Origin of the sequence: Xenorhabdus doucetiae, assembly GCF_000968195.1 — a bacterium.
Lineage (GTDB): Bacteria > Pseudomonadota > Gammaproteobacteria > Enterobacterales > Enterobacteriaceae > Xenorhabdus > Xenorhabdus doucetiae.
Genome location: NZ_FO704550.1, coordinates 1610022 through 1632306, shown reverse-complemented (window position 1 = coordinate 1632306; position 22285 = coordinate 1610022). Strand labels below are relative to the sequence as shown.

Annotated in this window: 20 protein-coding genes; 16 read left to right on the top strand and 4 right to left on the bottom strand. The window is 40.8% G+C overall.

The window, feature by feature from the left end:
• Window positions 1-307: 307 nt before the first annotated feature.
• Window positions 308-1030, bottom strand: coding sequence for an Ig-like domain-containing protein (locus tag XDD1_RS07505; RefSeq protein WP_052705652.1), 723 nt, complete (start codon window positions 1028-1030; stop codon window positions 308-310).
• A gap of 626 nt (window positions 1031-1656) precedes the next feature.
• On the opposite strand from XDD1_RS07505, the gene XDD1_RS18390 reads away from it, so the two are divergent.
• The 12 genes from XDD1_RS18390 (at window position 1657) to XDD1_RS18790 (ending at window position 15461) form a co-directional block, all read left to right on the top strand.
• Window positions 1657-2427, top strand: a complete 771-nt coding sequence (locus XDD1_RS18390; protein ID WP_052705651.1) for a Thoeris anti-defense Tad2 family protein — start codon at window positions 1657-1659, stop codon at window positions 2425-2427.
• A gap of 190 nt (window positions 2428-2617) precedes the next feature.
• On the top strand, window positions 2618-4186 hold the full coding sequence (locus XDD1_RS07495) for a hypothetical protein (RefSeq protein ID WP_045970048.1): 1569 nt from the start codon (window positions 2618-2620) through the stop codon (window positions 4184-4186).
• 403 nt (window positions 4187-4589) lie between these two features.
• Entirely contained in the window at window positions 4590-5618 is a 1029-nt protein-coding gene (locus XDD1_RS07490) for a radical SAM protein (RefSeq protein WP_045970046.1), read from the top strand.
• Window positions 5619-5622: 4 nt separating this feature from the next.
• Complete coding sequence (locus XDD1_RS07485) at window positions 5623-6966, top strand: ATP-grasp domain-containing protein (RefSeq protein ID WP_045970044.1); 1344 nt, start codon at window positions 5623-5625, stop codon at window positions 6964-6966.
• Window positions 6967-6970: 4 nt separating this feature from the next.
• Complete coding sequence (locus XDD1_RS07480) at window positions 6971-8182, top strand: MFS transporter (protein ID WP_045970042.1); 1212 nt, start codon at window positions 6971-6973, stop codon at window positions 8180-8182.
• A gap of 34 nt (window positions 8183-8216) precedes the next feature.
• Window positions 8217-9365, top strand: a complete 1149-nt coding sequence (locus XDD1_RS07475; protein WP_045970040.1) for a DegT/DnrJ/EryC1/StrS family aminotransferase — start codon at window positions 8217-8219, stop codon at window positions 9363-9365.
• Complete coding sequence (locus XDD1_RS07470; RefSeq protein WP_045970038.1) at window positions 9362-10219, top strand: hypothetical protein; 858 nt, start codon at window positions 9362-9364, stop codon at window positions 10217-10219. The genes XDD1_RS07475 and XDD1_RS07470 overlap by 4 nt, the downstream gene beginning before the upstream one ends.
• 31 nt (window positions 10220-10250) lie before the next feature.
• On the top strand, window positions 10251-11636 hold the full coding sequence (locus XDD1_RS07465) for an AAA family ATPase (RefSeq protein WP_045970036.1): 1386 nt from the start codon (window positions 10251-10253) through the stop codon (window positions 11634-11636).
• Window positions 11633-12475: a hypothetical protein gene (locus XDD1_RS07460; protein WP_045970034.1), complete on the top strand. Its 843-nt coding sequence runs from the start codon at window positions 11633-11635 to the stop codon at window positions 12473-12475. Before XDD1_RS07465 ends, XDD1_RS07460 begins: the two co-directional genes overlap by 4 nt.
• Before the next feature lies 1 nt (window position 12476).
• On the top strand, window positions 12477-13577 hold the full coding sequence (locus XDD1_RS18385; RefSeq protein WP_052705650.1) for a GNAT family N-acetyltransferase: 1101 nt from the start codon (window positions 12477-12479) through the stop codon (window positions 13575-13577).
• 9 nt (window positions 13578-13586) lie between these two features.
• Window positions 13587-14810, top strand: coding sequence for a hypothetical protein (locus tag XDD1_RS07450; RefSeq protein WP_045970032.1), 1224 nt, complete (start codon window positions 13587-13589; stop codon window positions 14808-14810).
• A gap of 123 nt (window positions 14811-14933) precedes the next feature.
• Window positions 14934-15461, top strand: a complete 528-nt coding sequence (locus XDD1_RS18790; RefSeq protein ID WP_084720968.1) for a nucleoside 2-deoxyribosyltransferase — start codon at window positions 14934-14936, stop codon at window positions 15459-15461.
• Window positions 15462-15517: 56 nt separating this feature from the next.
• Here XDD1_RS18790 and XDD1_RS07440 read toward each other — a convergent pair whose 3' ends face one another.
• Entirely contained in the window at window positions 15518-16144 is a 627-nt protein-coding gene (locus tag XDD1_RS07440; RefSeq protein ID WP_045970030.1) for a TfoX/Sxy family DNA transformation protein, read from the bottom strand.
• A gap of 253 nt (window positions 16145-16397) precedes the next feature.
• Here XDD1_RS07440 and sulA point away from each other — a divergent pair, with 253 nt between their 5' ends.
• Entirely contained in the window at window positions 16398-16991 is a 594-nt protein-coding gene (sulA, locus tag XDD1_RS07435; RefSeq protein WP_045970029.1) for an SOS-induced cell division inhibitor SulA, read from the top strand.
• 372 nt (window positions 16992-17363) lie between these two features.
• Window positions 17364-18488: a porin OmpA gene (ompA, locus tag XDD1_RS07430; RefSeq protein WP_045970027.1), complete on the top strand. Its 1125-nt coding sequence runs from the start codon at window positions 17364-17366 to the stop codon at window positions 18486-18488.
• 79 nt (window positions 18489-18567) lie between these two features.
• Here ompA and matP read toward each other — a convergent pair whose 3' ends face one another.
• Window positions 18568-19017 carry a macrodomain Ter protein MatP gene (gene matP, locus XDD1_RS07425; protein WP_045970025.1) on the bottom strand — a complete coding sequence of 150 codons (450 nt, stop codon included), beginning with the start codon at window positions 19015-19017 and terminating at the stop codon, window positions 18568-18570.
• 206 nt (window positions 19018-19223) lie between these two features.
• On the opposite strand from matP, the gene XDD1_RS07420 reads away from it, so the two are divergent.
• Complete coding sequence (locus XDD1_RS07420; RefSeq protein ID WP_045973383.1) at window positions 19224-20996, top strand: AAA family ATPase; 1773 nt, start codon at window positions 19224-19226, stop codon at window positions 20994-20996.
• Between the two features lie 85 nt (window positions 20997-21081).
• Complete coding sequence (fabA, locus tag XDD1_RS07415; protein WP_045970023.1) at window positions 21082-21600, top strand: bifunctional 3-hydroxydecanoyl-ACP dehydratase/trans-2-decenoyl-ACP isomerase; 519 nt, start codon at window positions 21082-21084, stop codon at window positions 21598-21600.
• An 81-nt stretch (window positions 21601-21681) separates the two neighbouring features.
• Here the strand turns inward: fabA and pqiC are convergent, their stop codons facing one another.
• Complete coding sequence (gene pqiC / locus XDD1_RS07410; RefSeq protein WP_231854478.1) at window positions 21682-22284, bottom strand: membrane integrity-associated transporter subunit PqiC; 603 nt, start codon at window positions 22282-22284, stop codon at window positions 21682-21684.
• Window position 22285: the final 1 nt, after the last annotated feature.

Below are 22285 nucleotides of genomic sequence, written 5' to 3'. Positions count from 1 at the left end.
AGGGAGTTAACGTGCCCAAGGCACAACCGACGTTTTTATCAACTAAAAACAAAATGGTGGAGACCAACAGGCTCTCATTTACTTTAGAAGAGCTTTACAGAAACGTCGACAATTCCAGCCCAATATGAGCACCAACAAGAGTAAGCTCAAGATGTGCGAATTCATTGGCGAAGACAAAAACAGGTAATGACATCAACGTGTTGATTTGTATGAGACTCCCTTACTCCGCAAGGAGTAAGGGAATAAGGGAGTGATCTACGATTTTGAGATATCCATATTTATCTGTAATCATTGATGCTGGGTTCAACTAATTTTTAGCACTAAAATAGACTTGAACCTTATCTCGCATTCCTATTGATGATACTAATATTGGAACAAGACCGTCAGTATCTGATGTCACACAAAAAACAACCTGCCCCTTCTGATCGGCAACACCAGAAGACGGAATAACACGAGCATGAGGGTCATTAGTGACAAAGTTTATTAACGCACCGGGTACCGGCTTATTTTCTCCATCTAAGGCCGTGATGAGTACCACATTCGGTGTGCGATTATCAGCCGGCATACCATTTGTCAAAAACTTTACCTCCAAATCGTTTATCATCGGCAGCGGTGGGGAATCTGACTTTTTAATTGTGACATGGGTACTTTCAGATTGAGTTATATTCCCTACCAAGTCGGTGACAGTATAGAAAACATCATAACTACCGATAGGAATAGTAGAAAAAGGGATGGATATTTGATACGTTGGATCCTCGATATTTTCATCTGCAATTAAAAATGGTGCTGATGATAGATAGGGATTTAGATGCACAATAATTTGGTACCCAACCCGAACTTTTTCATACCTTTGTATTTTGACGAACAATTCATCTTGGTCTAATTCAGATTCATCAATAACACCCTGATAGCTTTGTGGTAAATAAGGCGCAATAAGATCGTTTGTCTTTATAGACATATAATCACCTCTACAAATAATCCGCTTGATAAACATTAGAAAACCCTCTGGGAAAGTGAGTTTTCCAGCCATTACATTATTCTTTTCAACATGTAAAATTTATTGGTATTTACAAGCTAAGGTTACATCTCAAAAAATAAGTGTCAATAAATGCACATGAAAAGACATTTATATATTGTTTTATTTGATGACACTAATATAAGCATCATTCCTTACTCTGTTCTTGATTTAAAAATAGTATAACCTTTCGCCTTTTTTGCACATCAGTCTCGCTAAGTGTTGGCGTAAGCTCAGGTTGTGTTATTCTGCAGGCTACCTGTAACATTTACTGACATTCGCATAACATAATAAGTGCAATATTGTTAATCTGGAAGTAAACAGACTCTCATCCCCTTAAATTAGACTTAATCATCTATTTTAATATAGATAAATATTTTATTACTGTTTTCGAAAGTATAGCATTTGTTGTGCAGCCTACCCCGTACGGTTTTTTCATTAGCAGTAAACTTTGAACTTACACCTAAACCGATACCCATTGCTTCGAATAATCAGATCTTATAACACATAACCATATTTTAATGCGTATTAACGACTATATGGCCCCGTTCTATTGAAGCAAAAATCTAACCTAAGTAATATTAACTGGCTGTTTATTAGTAGGATAAAATGACCTTTAACCAATAACAAGTGAGGGATTTATGTCTGAAATTAATAAGCTGGATAATACTGCATGTCCGTTTAATCCGGAGCAATACAAAAAGAAGGTTGATGTTGAAGTTGATGGCGTACCACCCATTGGTTCTCTTCCGTGGGCACTAATTCAGGTGTATTTGGGGAAGGTGGTGAGTCGTAGCAGTTGGGATGCCTCAAACGAATATATACAGCTTACCACTAAAAGTGACGGCAGTGCCCCTGTCCATATTGAGAAACATGATCAGCAGAGTTTTCCGTATGATTGGGAACCAACACCAGAAGACTTGATGGCTTGTGATTGGAAATTGTTAGCGTCAGTGCGTCCAGAAAGTACCATGCTGTCTTTTGATCTTAAAATTGGGACTAGCAAATATAGAATTGATCAGAGTCAAAACCAAAGCCAAGATTGGGGATATTTGAGCCAGAAAGATAATACCGATGGTGAATCTAATTTTGGAATTTTGACCAACCTCCAAAGCAACATAGGTATTGAAAATATTTCAAAATTCATTCTATATGAACCCAATGCAGGTAGTTTTGGTTCAATAATATTATCTTTTGAAAGTAACCACCCAAATATATTAGGATTACTTAATAAGAATCTTCAAATAACAGTTGATGGCTCAACTTATAATCTTCGAGCTCTTCCGGCTGAAATAGATGGTTCTGATGGTTCATATGACATTTTCTATACGGTTGGTGACGCGCAAAAATTCGGCTCTCTGCTACAAAGCCAAGTAGAAAATACACTTCATTTTGGCTTCAACTGGCAATAAATACTCCAAATCTACATTATAAATTCAAGGCCACATATCTTCTTCGTGGCCTTAATAAGGTGGTTACACTCACCTTATTTTTCAATATTATATTGATAATAAAAATATGCGAAAACACAGTAATTATTACTATGGTAAAACAGAAACAGTTGATAATTAATGATCATGAAAATTTATGGAGAAAATAATAATGACATCTAATAAAATCACAACGTCAGTGAAGTCGGGTTCAGATCTGGTGATAGGAGAAGAGTTTGTCCTCGATATCATTTTAACGTCTGATGCACCTATATCTAGTGAAGCAAGTGTTGATCTGACAAATCTTTCTGGCATAGCACTGCATAGAAATATTCCTTCAATAGTTTTGTCTGATAATAATAGAAAAGGAATTATTTCTGTTGAATTACATGTTGATCAGGATCTCGTTGAAAACGATCAAATTCAATTCGATATTGAGCCTAATTCAGACGCTACAGGCTTTGGAAAAACAACTATTTTTTATTACGCCAGAACGGTTGATATCGCCTCTGTGCAATTGGCTGTCGGTGGTGATTATTTAGATATGCCGACTGATATAAATATCCCACCAAGTGGAAGATATTTTGTGAAGGTGAGTACAGTAAAAACCGCAATCACAAATCAGGATGGCACAACCAAATTATCAGGGACACCCGTTAATGTACTTGATACAACTGACAGAAATTTTGATAAAGTTGATTTTTATCATGCTGATAAAAAAACGAAAATTCCTATTAGAAAGATTGGCAGTAAAAGGGGGTTCATCATTTACACAGATCCTCAGGGTAAATTAATTTTTTATATCTATGCCAAACAGGAAAGTACCGTTGTTCTTACTCTGTATTCGCAGGTATTTGGTGCAACAGGCGAAATTTCGGCCGATAAAACGTTATACATAGTGGACAGTAATCAAAAGAATAGCAATTCAGTAGCTTCGTTACCTGCACCTGTTATTGTCGAAGAAAATAATGGAGTTTTACATGCCGATAGTGGTTCTTCAACATTTTCTGTTATTATACCACCATATGATAATTCATCAGGTAGTGATACGATATTTTTCTTTATTAATGGGAAAATGATCGATAACCCTCATCGCCTATTAGACCCTGATCGCCTTGGAACACCTTTTATAAATTTGCCTTATAGTATTTTCTCTGGAAATAATAAAAAGGTTAATTTTTACTATAGTGTTATTAAAGAAAATGCGGATAGATTAGTTTCAGACTCTCTCGGGTTTACATACATAAAAGATGTTCCTCCTGCGGATAACGTTTACGAAAAATGTCAAGTTTATTCCAGTTTCGGAACGAAAGAAAGCGACTTAATTACTGAAAGTGATATTGTAAATTGTAAGGCTATTTCTAATTATAAAAACAATATCGATCACGCTGGGTTATTTGTTAAGATTATTGGAACAAATGATCCTAACGACAAGACTAAAATACCTTTAGATAGTGAAGTTACGTTGAGTTTGCATATTAAATCCAAACAAAAAAGGTTAGATAAATACTTTAGTCCTGTGAAAATGCCAACTACAGCAGGTCATGATGGTATCACTAATTATGTAATAATTGGCATCCCTCAAATCTATCTTGCAGGTAATGATTCATTTAATGAGCACGATCACGGAAAAATTGATTTTTCTTATAGTGTGAATGTAGATGGAACTAAAATGATCAGTCAAGAATGGAAAGGGCAAATTGATACTGTTCCACCTTGGGATAGTTTAGACTGTGAATAATACAAGTAGCTAATTCACCATCACTTAAATTATGAAAATTCCTTACTCCGCAAGGAGTAAGGAAGTGATCTACGATTTTGAAATTCCCATATTCATCTGTAATCATTAATTGGATCGTATCGAGGTTTGAACTAATCTAACACTAAAATAATGCTCAATCTTACCTTGTGTACTCGCTACCTGTAACATTTACTGATAACATAAAGTTTCCCCACCAATACCTTTTCGTTTGTGATGATATTTACAAATATTAATATCACCAGCCCTCATTTTTGATATTGACCATATGTAAAACTGCTGTAGAGTCGCAAATCTATAAAAATAAAAACCAATTATATTCATTTTAATTTTTATTAATAATAAGAATTATCACTTTTGGATTTATAATCACGTGGAAAATAATATGGAAGAGACAATTGCTATTGCGAAATACCCTATCGGTCTGGACCCGGAAAGGCTGTTTGCCGTACCTAAACTTAACTATGCGTTTATCCGTATCAATAATATTTGTAATGCACGTTGCGAATTTTGCGATGTCTGGCAAACCGCCCAAATTGATGCACACAAACAAATAGACATGGTTAAACTCTGGCAAGAGCTGGAGGCGCTTTCACCACAGGAAGTTAATATTCATGGGGGTGAAGCCTTTTTATCAAAAGATTTTCTGGCTATTCTGGATGGTAATAAAAATACACCGATTTCCATTACCACCAATGGAACAGCGTTATCAAAAAAGATCTTCAATCGGATACAAAATAAAAGCCATCTTGTCAGAAAATTTTATATTTCTATTGACCATGTCGAACCTGAAAAAAATGGGGAATCACGTGGCATTCGTTGGTTAACAAATAACCTTTATGATGCAATGAAATATATTAAACAGGAAATACCATCTTCGATTATTGTTGTCAACCATGTGGTGACTTCACTAAATTATGACACTATTGATAAGTTTTTGCTTAAAATGGCTGAATTGGGTGTTGATGGTGTTAATTTGATCCCGATTAAAGATTATCCTCTGCTGTTTTTAAATACAGTACAAATTAAATTATTTATGCAGAAAATAACTACCCTGCTGGAAAATAAACAGATTTCACGCCATTTATTTATGGATGCCAATTACGAAATTTTCGGCCGCAATGAAGACGATTATTCCCGCGCCGAAATAGGGAATTATAACGCTTCCAGTAAAAAAGCCTGTGCGATCCCACTGACAACATTATTCATTGATGCCGTAACAGGAAATGTTTACCCTTGCGATACGACGATGTACCGACCCAATCCTGATCAATATATTATGGGCAATGTTCTGGAGCATTCACTGCATGATATTTGGCATGGCGATAAGTTCTCACTGTTTCGCAAAAAAATGTATCCCGTCATCACCTGCGATTGTATTAAAGGCTGTGATCCTGCCAATAGATTAAGGTAAAACGATGTCTCTAGAAATTCATATCAATAATCAGGTGAGTTTTCATTGCGGGCAGCCGACGATTTTCTGTCTGCCGGATATCCAAGACAGTGAACGCTTTATTCAATTATGCTATCAACATAATGTAAATATGATTCTGTTGATTAAGAGAAAATGGCTGGATTCAACGGACTGTTCTTTAGCATTGGCCTATTTAGTGATTGATGATCCGTTGGTTAACCATGCCGATAAAAAAATAATCGAGGCGCTGAAACAGGTCAAAAAAAACCTGTCAATGATTACCGCTCCCATTCACATCGACTATTTTATGGCTTTTTCTGAGCTACATGTTGAATTGATGGCGACTGTGGCAGCGCATATTAACCATGATACCCATCTTATTGAGGTTGCCCGATCATTTAGAGATAAGTGGATAATGCGCAAGATTGCCAATGAACAGGGGCTTTATTGTCCAAAATTCACGCTGGCGTCAGAAATGCTCATCTCCCCTGAACATTTTGAGGCGTTTACCGAATCAGTCGAGAATGCCGCCAAACACAAAGGCAACCAAGCCGGTTTTATTGTCAAACCCCGCTCATTTTGGGGATCGATGGGTGTTACCGCCTATTCAGACCGCACTTCTTTGCTCTGTGCATTGCAGGCTCTTGATGCCCCGGAAGCGTATCTGGTTGAAGAAAAAATCCAAGGCCAGTTACTGCATGTTGATACCGCCGTCTTCCGGCATAAGATACTCTATCAAGGCATCGGTGTTTACGCTTGTTCATTGCTCCCTGCCGACCAAACCGAACCCGGCCATTTTATGTGGCATACCATGCTGCCGGATTCTCCAGACAGCCATAAGCTGTTTGAATTTAACCGGCGGGTATTGCAGGCATTCAACCTCGAATACGGTTTTACCCATACTGAGATTTTTATTGAAGAAAATACCAATAATCTGATACTTTGCGAAACCGCATCGCGTCCGCCCGGACTCAGGCTATTCGATCTTCATGCACAAGCCAATCATAAACATGCCTTTGATGTCTTTATCAAAGCGTTGATTTCCCCGGCTTCGATTGGTAACGTGCCTTCTCTCGCCACAGGGCATGCCGATCCCCATTGTATTGGCATGATCATTTTTAATCCCCCGATGGGAAAGGTAGACGCCATAACACCCATAAAAGAAATTATTGATGAACACGTTATTGAATGGGAACAATATGCGCAAACCGGCAGTTATTTCTCCAACACCCATTATACTGAAAAAATGGGCTATATTATTTGCTCTGCTAAAAGTGAATATACCTGTCTGCAATATTTAGAAAATTATAAAGATAAATTTCATTATACAACCCTAAAAAAAGATTAATACGATGATAAGAAGTTTGTTTCTCATTTCTTTAATTATTAATGGTGTTGGCTCAAGTATTCTTGCTGTCGGATACCCCTATATATTATTATCTGATAGTACACCAATGACCTACTATTATGCCAATATGGGTATCATATTTTTATTTACCTCTATGGGTGCTTTGTTATGGGGTTATAAAATCGATTATGCCACAGATATTTGGCAGTTTCGTATTGTTATATTGTTGATTGAAATCTTTAGCACCTTATTATTATTGATATTGTTAGTGAGTAAAATCGCATTTCCGCCTATTATGCTACTTTTATTTATTGCCATATTAGAATTTCTTTTTGCCTATGAAATTCCGTGGTCACGTGTTGCCTGGCATGAACTTAATGACTGGGCAGAGCAACAAGGTGGTAAACATTTAAATGTCTCTCTCTATATTGTTATTGCCACTTCGCTTATTTCCGCCCTCGGCCCCGGCTTGGGTGCTTTACTGGGGATTACACAAGGGATAGATACGATTGTGGCGATCAAATTATTTTCCCTGCTCCCTTATTTCTATATCTGCTATCTTATGATGAAAATGCAGGTAAAACGTACAGCAGCACAAAGATCTCAATTAACTGGTGGGCTACGTTCTGTATTTCAACAGCGCTATTATAAAACTTTGGCCATTGCTGTTGTCTTTACCATTTTCGCTAATGCGTTTCTGATGGTGGCACTGCCTGTTGTTGTCATGGAAAGTTTGGCGAATAAAAGTTATGGGCTGGTCACCCTGTTCTATTTACTTAGTGCCCTGATCCCGATTTTCTGTACAACCTTACTCAATAAAACCCGCGTTAATAGCCGTATCCAGCGTTATCCCATTACAATATTTATTAGTTTGTTTATTTTTGGCATTCTGTTTTTTCAACTACATACATTTTATGCAAAATCCTTTTTCTATTTGCTCTATAACATTGCAATAATTTATTTTAATGTATTAATTACCAACACCATTTATCAAAAAGGGTTGGAAATGCAACAAGGCCGGTTATTTTCTTTATTTCAGGTCACAATGAATTTCTCATTCCCAATAGCGGCAATCACCGTATCCATTGCACCTGACTCCAGCCAATATTTTTTACCGGTGGTTGGTTTCTCTCTATTTTTACTGATTGCAATCGCTGTTTACTTCATCATTCAAATAAATAAAGTCCCTGCTCCGGTGCATCATTGGCGCAGGTGATATTAATAAGTCTATTCGTTATTAGGATAATAATATGTCATATCTTAGACCTTTTCTCGGTAACACCAAAATTGCTGATAATGTACAAATCCGCTTGCAAACTGTCCTTGATAATAAAGCGGTGTTCAGGTATGCCACAGAGAGCCAATATTGCTTTCAGGCAGAAACGTTATTACAAAATATCCTGCATACCCAACACACCATGCTAATCACCAATGGGACTGTTGCGCTTAAGGCTGCGCTGCTTGGGCTCAGACCTAAAATAGGGCAATGGGTGCTCATTCCTTCTATTTCATTTATCGCGACGGCCAATGCTGTATTGAGTTGTGGATTAATTCCTATTCTTGTTGATGTCGATAACAATGGCATGATGTGCCCAAAAGCGCTAAAACGCACATTAAATCAAATGGAAACAAAACCTCTGGCGGTCATTGCCGTTCATTTGGAAGGGACTCCCGCTTCAATTGCTGAAATCGCCCAAATTTGCCAACAATATCATGTGTACCTGATTGAAGACTGCGCACAAGCGATGGGAGTGAAATACCAACATCAGCCTGTCGGTACGTTTGGTGAGTATGGTTGTTTCAGTTTTCAGGCCAATAAATTAATCAGCAGCGGTGAAGGCGGTTTACTGATTGCCAAAAATCATCCTCTGTTTATCAATGCCTGCATGATGACTGACCACGGCGCGGAACGTACCGCAGAAGGCTATCCAGATTGGAGCAAAAGTATTGGTTTTGGTGACAACAATAAGTTCAACGAAATACAAGCTACCTTGCTGATTGACCAATTGGAGAATATCGAACAGTTTCGCACCTTATTAATCAAACGTTATCAAGAAATCCTGCAATATTTGCCTACAGATTGGGTGATTCCACGCCCGGAAGGGACGATCCCCGTCTCTGTCTGGCTAAAACGCAGCAAATTGCCCGCCGAACGTTCCAATTCAACCCTGCTATATGATTGGAAAGCCTGGGATTTGGCTAATCACCCGATTATAAAAAATCAACTTTCACCCTACTCTGACCATTTCCCCTGGAGCCTGCACCCAGCTCCGCTCCCTGTACCCGCCTTAACGAAGCACCCTGCGATTGTGGCGGATCGCATTTGTCTGCCCGTGCCTATTGATAACGCAATTTATGAAAATGTCTTACAGTGGGTAATGGGAGGAAAGCCAGCATGATATTGGACAATGACTTTTTCACCCAACTTGGCAATCATAATCAGCCAGTCCAATCTGTGTTGGGAGGCTCTTGTATCTGTTACGCTAAAGGCGTCCCCGCCCGGCTTTCTCTACAGGATTTGATCGATTCCCTGCTACCGGCAATCATCGCTTCACAACACAATGCGCCGGTTTATCTCTATTTTCAGTCTCATGAAGCGCTCATGATGGCCGATTTATTGCATTTTGATCCTGAACAGGCCAACCATACGGTAATGAGGGAGTGGCTGGAAGCCGGCATTATTTATACGTTGGAACAACTGAATATGCCTTTACCTCCCATTTATTGGATAGACACCTCTGAGGATAAAATCCGCCAGCATATTGATCATTGGGTTCCCCATATCAAGACGGTTTTGCCACCATCAAGGCTATATGGCCTTTATGCCCAAAAACCGGATGCCACTTATCCGCAGGGAACCGATGAAGAGCAAATGATGCTGGAGGTGTATTACCGCAATATTAGCCTTTATACCCCCGAATTTCTCAACGCGGCCCTTAGTATTCCCCCACAACAAGCCTTGTTTGTGGAAAATACTACGCAACAAAAAGCCATCCAGATTTACTCTCATGCGCTTGGACAAAATTGCAACCTATGGCTTTACCCTCCGGCACCCAATACTCAAGGTAAAGAAATGTGTTTGGGTAATAGCAATCATAAAATCGAATTGCGTCTGACTGACAAACAGATCATCCATCGTGCCGCTAAAATAGGTCATGATGATTACTATCAGGCTATCTTTAACCCACATTCTATTGTCGATATTATGCAGGGTTGGCAAGCCAAGGTTTTGGACAATAAACGTTTTGAGTAATAAACGTTTTAAGTAATAAAGGTATTGGGCGATGAAGCATAAGACCGTTGTGGTTATTAGGGGAACACCGGCAAGTGGCAAATCCACTACGTGTCACCAATTGAAAGAAGCCATGTTGGCACAGGGGTTAACGGTATCCTATTTACCGTGGGATACCTTTCACCATTTCGTTGAACCACGATCATACCTGACGCAAAAAATTATTCTGGAAGATACCTTGCGACTCTTAAAGGTGGCTGATGATTGCCTTGATGCCGGTAGTGATCTGATTATTCTGGATGGCGTATTTATTTATCCCGAAGAGATTGACGCTATTCATGGCCTGTTTAGCCGAAAAAATGTCCGCATTCTACATTATCGGCTGGTTGCACAGGAAGCAACACTGATTACCCGTAATCAGGAACGCGCGATCGACGATCGTTTGCCTGCTTCCCGGATCAGAGAAGTCGCTCAGGATAGTTTGTGGAATGACACGTTACCTGATGAAATTTTGCTGGATAGCGCGAAATATTCGACAGACAGAATTGTGGCACGGATAAGCCAGGTGATTATGCAGCAATCTGCGCCAGTTAACGGTTTCGCTAATCCAACCGCTTCCCATTTATGGCGTCTGGGAACGGCGCTGCGTTACCCGGAACTTAAGCGTTTTAAGCATATTGATCTGGTCTGGCAAGAAGGCCACCAGCAGTGGCAAAGCAATACTTTCTTTGATTTTACTTTTACGGCGAAAGAAGAAACAGAATTGCTCGCTTTTTTACAGCAGCAATCCCAATCCATTGTATTTAACTATTTGAATGCTGAATCCCATGCCTACCGCTATTTACATCATTTAGCGCAGCAGCATGGATTACAGTGCCATGCAGAGAGCCAATGGTTAGCTCCCGTTGTCAACATCCCGCCGCAAACAACCGTCACTGACTTTTTGCTCCAACATTCGACACGATTAAAACGCAGCCTGAAAAAAGCGCATAGCTACAATACCGTCACTCGTTACAGCACCTCAGGGCAAATTGAGCAACTCTGGCAAGATGCCTTATATGTCGATGCCAGAAGCTGGAAAACCACTCAGCACAGTGATATGCGCAGCCTGAACCGTGAAGATCTCCAGTATCTCCCCGGCCTGTTAGCCAAAAGTCACCAATACCATTTGGCTGTCACTTATGATGATACGGGTACACCCGGTGCCTGGTCATTGATGCTAAATGACGGTGCGGGTCAATGGTATGCCGCTAAATGGGGTTGCAGTTATCAAGGCCGGGAAAGCCTGATGGGAATTCATTGTCTGATGGATCATCTCGAGATGCTTTACTGCCCTTACACTGGCCTTCAGATTGATCTCTGGGGCAGAAACAGTGAATTCTATGACCAATTAGCCAACCGGTATATTGAACGGCTTCATCTCAGGATCACACCATGATAGCTGACCGCAATAACCCGTTTTCGGAAAATATCATTCACTATGGTGACTCGGTACGGGATCTTTTCCGTGCAGATCTTCAGGCTATTGCACCTCAAGGTAACTGCCTGATGCCGGAGTGGATATGTCAGAGTATGGTTGAATCCGCTTATGCCGCTCATTGGCAGCCACTTTTCTATCCCGTTCTGCCGCCGGAACAGGCCAGCGTGGTTTTGCAAGCAGATATCCAAGCTATGCTGGACATGCTAAAAATCCTGCCACAACCTTGTGCCGTACTTCTCGCCCACCCTTTAGGTTATATCGATCCGGGATATACAGCATTTTTGCAGCAAAAGCGGAACACTTCCCATGCGCATCTGTTTCTGGATCTTTCCCAAGGCTATGGCAGGAAAGATTGCCTACAGGAGATCCTGCATGTTGATGCTGCCTATTATTCTTTCAACGGCAATAAACTTATCCGTACTGGCGGGGCATTACGCCTTCGCTTAACAAACAGGGAGATGATTTCCCCCTTGGTCAGAAATATTTTCACGGCTTTTTATACTGCTGCCGAAGAAAAATTTGCGGCATTGAGAGATCAGCTAAAATTTCATGCCATTGAAGATGATATTCACCATGCCTCACTGTACGCGGCTTATCAATCAAGTCCCTACCGCACGGTATTGGATTGGGAGAAATGCTCTCCTTCTGTGCAAACATTGCTTAAACATCAGGGACTGGTGCAGCCATTACTCGCTGAACCCCGGCAAGAAAAAGGGCTTTCCAACGAAAATTATCACCAATGGTGTGAGAAAGTCATGTTGATGTTCAGTTCACCCAGAGTTGAATGGAGTCAGTAAAATGTTAGAACTCAAACAAGTTACCCCTCAATCTCCCTTGTGGGATTCATTTCTTCATCTTTATGGCGAATATTTTCAGCGCCATTGGCCGGACGTTTTTGGGGATCTGTCAGAAGAAGAGATAGCAAAAGAGAACCATGTGGCCCTTGAACAACGCATCCTGCAAGGTGACAGGGGGCTGTTTTTGTTACTGAATACCGGGCAATTGGCGGGATTAGCCAATGTATATCTTGAGCGGGAAGAACTTGAACGAGAAGAAAAAGTCACCCTGAATATTGCTGAATTTTATATCAGGGATGAATACCAGCGCCAAAAGCTAGGTCATGGATTATGGCACGCCATGTTGCAATGGGGGCGTCGCCACGGCGCCACTCAGGTTCATCTGGAAACCGATGTCGGTAAAAATGCCAATTGTTTTTGGCAATCCCTTGGGCTTTCGAGCCATCAAGTCGATGAACGCATGCATTATAATGGCCCCATCCCTCCCCTAAAGATACTGTGGATCAGGCATGGACAAATTATTCCATTGGATCATCTGGATTATTGCCCTGAAGATAACATCATCGCCCTTGATGATACTTCCATCAAACAGGCTAAAGACATCGGTATCCGAATACTGGGGAAACTGCCGTGGCAAACGATTTACACTTCACCTCAACGCCGGGCACTGGAAACTGCCCACGCACTCAGTTCGGCCAATCAATCTTGTTTATTACAAGAAACGCAGGCACTTTGTGAGTTCTTCCCGCAAGAGCTTATTGGCATGAAACTGGCAGATATCCCACGTCGTTATGGTGAGGATTATGCCCATCGTTTGCTCTATACCCCCCTTGATTTGCCTTTCAAAAATTCAGAACAGGTAACGGATGCCGCCAACAGAATTCATCGTTTTATCATGCAAGTGGGTGATGAGCTTTCAATGTCTTCCATGCGAATGATTGTCTCCCATCAAAATTTGCACAATATTTTCCTGGCTCATTTAATGACACGCGATCTCAATCTTTCCGGGCGATGGCATCTTAATCATCTTCATGGCAGTACTTTTTTATATTGTCCTTATACTAAACAATTTGATATAGAAAATGTAAATATTCCTTTATGAGAACATAACATGTTGAAAAATGCTCCCTATATTATATTTGACGCTGATCCATTCTGTTTTGGCCCGATCTCCACCACATTAAATGTGGTGGAGAAATTAAAGCGTCGAAATAAATTCATATCAGGTACTAAATTTATTTTGTTAGGTACACTCACTTCTTCGCAATTAGGCCAAAAATCCGGCTTATTTGATGCCATTTATGAATGTGATACCACTTCTGTTAGCGAGCTTTCACGCTACGCTGAACTTATTTCAGGTGCAGACTTGTATATCAGCAATACTAACCCTAATTCGATTAATTTCGTCTCGAAACTTGATACCACCATTATCTATATCGATACGCTATTTTGGATGTGGGATAATCTTCAGGTCGATCTGCACCAAACCGAGAAAACATTTATTCAGAATTTTCACGGAATAGAACGCAATATTGAACGATTCCAAGATAAGCTCGGCACTTATCAAGTAATACCCCCAATTCTTCATAGCTCCCTGCAACAATATATGATGGATGAACGTATGACAGATGACCATCCACCAGAAGGCGTGTTAATTACACTGGGGGGGATTGATACCGTCTATGCCGATACCACCGATTTTTATTACCATTTTCTGAAAGAACTATTGTCTATTCCTTATTTGCAACAGGAAACCAAGATTACTATTGCGGGTGGAGGCAAAACGATCGTCAACCTGGCAGAAATGTTTGCCAAAACACATCCTCATATTGATATTGGCTGTTTTGCAAGGCAGGATTTTCTGCACAAATTACATCGTGCCCATAAAGTATTAGCCAATCCTGGTCTTACAACATTTTATGAGTGTGTCGCTCTTAATAAAGATGTTTTTTTCTTACCACCACAAAATTATAGTCAGCAATTACAATTAGACGTTTATCTACAACATTATTATAGTCATGAACACGGTTTTTTATGGCAATCAGAATATGGTTACCCTGATATTCCTCTATACTTGCCAGAGAAAGAGGGGTTAGCGTTAATTAAAAAATGTAATGACTTATTTATTAATACCCCCACAGAAAGAAAACGAGCGATGGATATGATCAGCCAATTCCTTGCAAAGGAAAAAAACAACATCAATTTTTGTCACGATATTTTCCAAAGCGACATTTCCGAAAATGACATGATTCAAAAAAGTGCAGATGACATTATTGTTGATTATATTGAAAATAGGTTTTCCAAGCAAAAATTGAAAGATGGCAGCATAATCTAAATATAACACAATAATGAAAAGTATAATTTATTCAAATAATAGCCTGATGATATTTGTATAAAAACAAATCATTATTACCTACTCTGATAAACACAAGATCTTATTTCCATAAGAGGTAACCCTATGTCTATGTTATTTTCTAATCTTAAAGTTTTTATTGGCGGCCCTATTCAACATGCATTAAGACTCAGGGTATTAGACAATAATTTACAAGTTCACATTAAATCTGCTATTTGCCAATTGGAATCACTCGGTACAGAAGTTTTTTCAGCCCATCGTACAGAGCAATTTGGCGGAACAACACACTTATATACACCAGAGGAAGTTTCCCAACGGGATCGCCAATGGATGGAGCAGTGTGATATTTTTGTTGCCATTTTGCCCGTCTGCCCACAACAAAAACAACTCATCAGGACGGACGGCACCCATATCGAATTAGGCTGGGCTTCCGCCTTAAACCGTCCGATTATACTGGTCACCGAACACCCCTTTAATCACTCTGCCAGCCATTTACTAAAAGGGTTATCCGCTATTGCTCAGGTTCATCATATTTCGCTGAATGATTTTGCACATGATCCGGCAATATTAAGCCATGCAATTCAATCTATAGCAGAAAAGCACGTTACCCAAAAAACTTCAATCCCTGCATAAGATATTGCATGAATTTAGAAAATAGGGGCACCACGCCCCTATTCACCCATTTTCATTCATGATGAATAAGGATCTGAATGATGGTGAACCAATTCACTGTGCCAGCTAATTAATTCGTCACGCAATTTTTCGGGTAATACCGCAACATGACATCCTTCTATTGCCCCTGCCAAAGCAAATAACAAATTGATGTTGGTTTTTTTCCTCTGTTGCTGGAGTTTGAGGTAAGCCGCTTTTGCACCCACAATTCGTAATTCTTCTACTTTAGAGATACCCACTTTCCATAATTGCCTCTCTAAAGCGATCCCTAAATTAGGGAGATCTTTAAGCCTAATCGGTATTTTCTGTCTATCAATGATCTCTTTCATACTGTATTGATAGGCTAAATTTACATATTCGGATAACTGTTTTTGATTCTGCCAAAGTGATTCACTAACACGATAATACCGTAAAGTCACAGGTATTCCTCTTTTTGAGTAAATAAATTTCTCCATTCCCCTGGCCTTAAATAATACTTCGACGTGACTATTACCTCGTAAATAAAACTCTCCATCAGAACTGATAGCAAATAAAATCCCATCGATTAGCAACCCAATGCCCCCAAATTGAGATTTTTTCTTGATTTTGCCCAGTGCAGATACGCCATGTTGCAATTGAGCAAAACGATCTCCGGATAACAACATTTTTATCGCTCCATGAATCACATTCCAACGCAATGGTTGATCATGCTTGTTATTAATAAAATAGATAACAAGAACAACTAATTAAAACCATACGCAATCTATTTCCAACTGCCAATCGTTAAGTCAGGAAAATGCTAATTTCTGTAAATTTTTGCGAAGCGCTTTGAAAAAAAGGGACTTGCTTTTAATCAAATAGCGTTATACTGTATAAATATACAGCTTATCATAACAGCGACCTGTGGCGAGGAACATTATGAGCATCCGAACAGCGTGGAAATATCTCTCTGAGAAAAGAACAACAGCAGCCGGCACAACAGAGCACGAACATAAAACAGACAAAACAAGGGTTGGGATGACCGTGAAAAGAGTCTCTTTTGTAGAGCCACCCCAATACATTTCACATCCGATAAACCCGATAAAAGGTGTAGTTAGTGAGCTGATCTACAGTGAACATCATGCTGTCATTAATCACATTCTTCTTCCTTTATTACGTCAATCAGGAAAAGAAGAGCGATGGTTACTTTGGGTAAATCCTAATAAGAAATTAAGCCGTCGGTGGTTAATGGAGGCCAACCTGCCCCTAAATAAAGTTGTCCAACTCAGTCAAATTTGCCCTATCGCTTCGGTGAGTGCTATGGAAAAAGCGCTGGCGAGTGGTAATTACAGTATTGTATTAGGTTGGTTACCCGAATTATCAGAATATCAATTCAATACGCTACAAATCGCTGCGCAAAAAGGAATTACACTTGGCTTTATTATGCGCCCACAAAATTTATTACCTCAATTTTCACAAACAAAATTGCCAAAAACAAATAGGCTACAAATTCACTCTAATTACTATCATTAATTAAAATCATCATTAACCAATATTAGGATTAGTCTTAATATTTTTTATAAAAAATGAACTATTCATTGAGAATCATTATTGTTTGTAATGAAAATCACTATATTAATAATGTAAAAATTGTAAATGTTCGTCAAAAATACTTATTTTATGTCAGTCTAAAATTAAAAATTTTGTGCCATGTGTCACAGTGTACTTGTAACTTTTTAACTTCGTTGTAGACTTTACACAGTTTAGGGAGTTGTGCTTACCGCTCTTATATTTCAGAACAGATCTTCTGATTAAAGCATGGTTACCTAACAGAACATTTTAACCAGTGGCTAACAATAAGGCTTTTAAAGCCAATTGCCTATTTGGATGATAACGAGGCGTACAATGAAAAAGACAGCTATCGCAGTAGCAATGGCAGTGGCAGCTTTCGCAACTGCTGCTCAAGCAGCTCCAAAGGACAACACTTGGTATACCGGTGCTAAGCTGGGTTGGTCTCAATACCATGACGTAAATTTCTACGGCAATGGTTATAATGACCAGATTGGCAACGGTTCTGCCCACAAAAACCAGTTGGGTGCAGGTGCTTATGTCGGCTATCAAGCAAACCCATATCTGGGTTTTGAACTGGGTTACGATTGGTTAGGCCGTATCGCTTATAAGGGCAGCGTTAATAACGGTGCTTTCCGTGCTCAAGGCGTTCAACTGACCACTAAACTGAGCTACCCAGTGCTGGACAATCTGGATGTTTATACTCGTCTTGGCGGTATGGTATGGCGTGCGGACTCCTCTGCAACCTATAATGCCAATGCAGTTGCTGGAACAGGTGCAAATGACCAGCGCAGACTGAAAAACAACGACACAGGTGTTTCTCCTCTGGCCGCGATTGGTGTCGAGTACGCACTGACCAAAAATCTGGCAACCCGTCTGGACTATCAGTGGGTTAATAACATCGGTGATGCGACTACCGTTGGTGCCCGTCCAGATAACGGCCTGCTGAGTGTGGGTGTTTCTTACCGTTTCGGTCAAGATGAAGCTGCGCCAGTTGTTGCACCAGTAGCACCTCCAGTTGCGCCAGCGCCGGCGCCTATCGTTGAAAGCAAGAGCTTTACCCTGCGCTCTGATGTTCTGTTCAATTTCAACAAATCTACTCTGAAAGCAGAAGGTAAACAGGAACTGGACAACCTTTATAACCAACTGGCTAAAATCGACCCAACTCAGGGCAAGGTTGTGGTACTCGGTTACACCGACCGCATCGGCAGCCAAAACTACAACCTGCCACTGTCTCAGAAACGTGCTCAGTCCGTTGTAGATTATCTGGTCGCTAAAGGTATCCCAGCAGACAGCATTCAGGCAGAAGGTCGCGGTAAGGTAGATCCTGTCACAGGCTCTACCTGTGATAGCATTAAAGTTCGCGCTAAACTTATCGACTGCCTGGCTCCAGATCGTCGTGTCATTATCAACATTCAGGGCACGACCGAAGTGGTGACTCAGCCACAAGCGGCTAACTAAATACTGTTATAATTGATTTATCAAAAACCCCATTTAATGGGGTTTTTGTTTTTCAGCTATTTTTCTGTTTATTAGGAAGCTATTTGCCTAATATTGCTTCCAAATCCTGCTTCAAACTCGACATTTGATGCGTATATTTTTCCCGATATTCAGCATCTTCCAATAGCTGTATGATCGTTTCTGACAAGGTATTGCCGCGCCGTTGGGAAAGTGCTGAAAGCCGCTGCCAGACATGAAAATCCAAATCAATGGATTTCTTACGCGAGTGTTGGTGTTCAGCATTAAAATGACGTTTACGCCGTGCCCGAATCGTTTGCTTCATTCGGTTGGATAAATCCGGATTCATATGCTGGGCAATCCATTTTAGTACCTTGACTGGCTCGCTTTCTAAATTCATTAAGTTATTGACTGCATCTTGTGCGGCACTTTTTTCAATGTATTTAGTAATCGGCTCACCTTCACGGTGTTTTTTTGCCAAATAAGCCCATTTCCAGCCACATTCCAGATTTTCCAATTGTTGATATTTCATTTCATCTCTCAGTGACAGCGTAACTTAAATTAAGCATAGCAATTATTTCTTTAATTTGCCTATAGCAACACGAATATTGGCATATTTTACAAGTAATAAAAACGCTGGCTCAAATGGCGTTTCTTGCAAAATTCTGGCATGTTGGTTCACGGCTTAATCTTGTATAATAAATGTTTCCTTGTTTACTCTATGACGTAGCTATCACTTTGACGAATATAAAACTAGACTGGCAGGCATTACAGCCAAACAATGCGCCTTATCAGGCCCTCTTTAATTCTGTCGCTGAATTGTCCCCCATCACAATGGATGTGGTTCAACCCAGACTGCACAATGGGTTATCCCTTTTTTGTCAGACCTCCCTGCGTCAACCTTTTATGCTGTTAAAGGCAGAAGAGAGTGATGTTTATCTGTCCCTTTTATCCGATGCCATTTCCTCTTTGTTGCCGAAGGACTGTCCAGATATCGGCGGTTATTATCAGATAGAGCATCAAACCATGACTTGGCACTCTTCAGGCGAAGGGCTTTTTGCGCCAACCAAGCGCGTTGCTTACCGTGAGTGGATTGAACCTGAGCAATTGTTCGGCAATCTCTATACCTATCAAGAGGTCATTCAACTGCAACCCGGTCTTATCCATCAGGTCAACGGGGGGGTCTTGGTTTTGCCCCTGCGTACCCTGCTCTCGCAGCCATTGATGTGGGTTCGTCTCAAGCAGATGATTATTCAGCGTCGTTTTGATTGGCTTTCTCACGATGAAAACCGCTCTCTCCCCTTACCGATACCGTCAATGGAATTGGATCTGCGTCTGGTTTTGGTCGGAGACAGGCTCAGTCTCGAAGAGCTACAAGCCATTGAACCTGAACTGGCAAGCAGCGCGTTGTATGGCGAATTTGAGCTGGATATGCCCTTTCATGAAGAAGATGATTTGGCGGTATGGTGCCGATACGTTAATGGGATCATTCAGCAGCAAAACTTGCCGCCACTGAGCGCCGATGCCTGGCCTGAGTTAATTAAACTCGCTGTGCGTTATACCGAAGATCAATGCCGGTTGCCACTGGATATGCAATGGTTGCAGCAGAAATTAGCAGCCGCGGCCAATTATCATCAGGAACAACAGATTACCCAACATTCCCTGCAACAAGCGGAAAATAATCGTATTTGGCGTCATGGCTATTTGGCCGAACGCAGTATGGATGAAATTCTGAAAGGTCAGGTATTGATTCATACGCAAGGCTCAGTTATTGGCCAAATCAATGGGTTATCCGTACTCGAATATCCCGGGCACCCTACCCCACTGGGAGAACCTTCCCGTATCAGTTGTGTTGCGCACTTAGGGGATGGGGAATTTGTTGATGTGGAACGTAAGGTTGAGTTAGGCGGCAACATTCATGCAAAAGGCATGATGATTATGCAGGCTTATTTAATTTCTGAATTGAAATTAGATCAACCACAGCCGTTCTCTGCTTCTATCGTATTTGAACAATCCTATGGTGAAATAGATGGGGACAGCGCGTCACTCGCCGAATTATGCGCCCTTATCAGCACCTTGTCACAACAGCCTATCGATCAGCAAATTGCCGTGACGGGTGCGGTGGATCAATTCGGTTATGTACAGCCTATCGGTGGCGTTAATGAAAAAATTGAGGGTTTCTTCCGCATATGTCGCCACCGCGAGCTAACCGGCCATCAAGGTGTCATTATTCCAGTCGCAAATATTCAACATTTGTGCCTGAACCAAGATGTTATTAATGCGGTAAAAAATGGGCAATTTCATATTTGGGCGGTTGAGCATGTCTCTGAAGCTGCGTCACTGTTAACGGGTATGCTCTACTATGATCCGCATGATCCTGACCTACAAGAGCATGATCAACAGAATGATCTACAAAAAGAACACTTGTTAGCCATGATACGTGAACGCATTACACAGGCTAATATTCAAGAACGACCTCGACTTCCATGGTTTTTACGCTGGCTAGGTTAACTCCATCGTTATCTGATCGGAGTTGTTGAGCGTACAAGTGTACGCTATTCTCTAGCCTTACACGATTATGAGGCAACCTGAGAGTATGTTTAAAAAACAAGAGTCCTACACGAAAGAAGAACTTCACGCCTCCGGGCAAGGTAAATTGTTTGGTGAGAATGGGCCACCGCTGCCTTCTGGCAATATGCTGATGATGGATCGCATCACGAAAATGTCAGAAACCGGTGGTACTTACGATAAGGGGTATGTCGAAGCTGAACTCGACATCAACCCTGAGTTGTGGTTTTTTGATTGTCATTTTGTCAATGATCCTGTTATGCCGGGCTGCCTTGGCCTTGATGCCATGTGGCAGCTTGTGGGTTTCTTCCTGGGCTGGGTTGGCGGAGAAGGCAAAGGCCGCGCACTCGGTGTTGGGGAAGTCAAATTCACCGGGCAAGTATTACCAACGGCCAAGAAAGTGACCTATCGCATTAATTTTAAGCGTGTCATTAATCGCAAATTAATTATGGGACTGGCTGATGGTGAGGTTCTGGTCGATGGTAAACTGATTTATACTGCGACTGATTTGAAAGTAGGCTTGTTTAAAGATACCAGTGCTTTTTAATCCATTCACATTGGCAACCAAAAGTTTATCAACTTCTCTGTTGCCAATGCTGAGCACCTCCGCGATGGCGGAGGTGGCTTGTTAACGTTGCAAAGAGAGTTGTCTGGCGATAGATTCGGCTAACTGGCTATAACCCTTTGCCAAAGTAAGAACTAATTCAGCATAGCCATCTTTTTCCTGTTTCAGCTTAAGGTTAAATGGCCGCTTAATTACCTTATCTGGGTTAGACAATAGCCAGTAACCTTCAATCAATACCTGACCATCATAGCGCCCGTGAAAAGCCGTTATTGTGATATCCAACGCATCTGCGTCTGGTTCTAATTCCTGTCCAGACACCAAACGATGTGGAAATGCCGCGCTCAGTTCAGAGATCAATATTTGTTGTAATTGTTGTTGCAATGGGCTGGCCCATAAATGGTTCGACGCATTGATATAGCTCACCTTTCCCGTCTGATACGCAATGCCGGGAGCGGCAAGATAGTCAGAAAGGTTAACCCTTTTTACCCATAGCTGCCGTTCATGTTTAGCCCCCAACTTGCCTTCCGACTCTTTTTCCGATGCTAAGTGGGTCAAGATCGGTAACTGATAATAGGTTTTTTGTGGTTGACGACTGCTACACCCCGAAATAAGCCCACTTCCAACAATAAATACACTGGCAGTGATAAAAAATGCCAATCTTGCCATC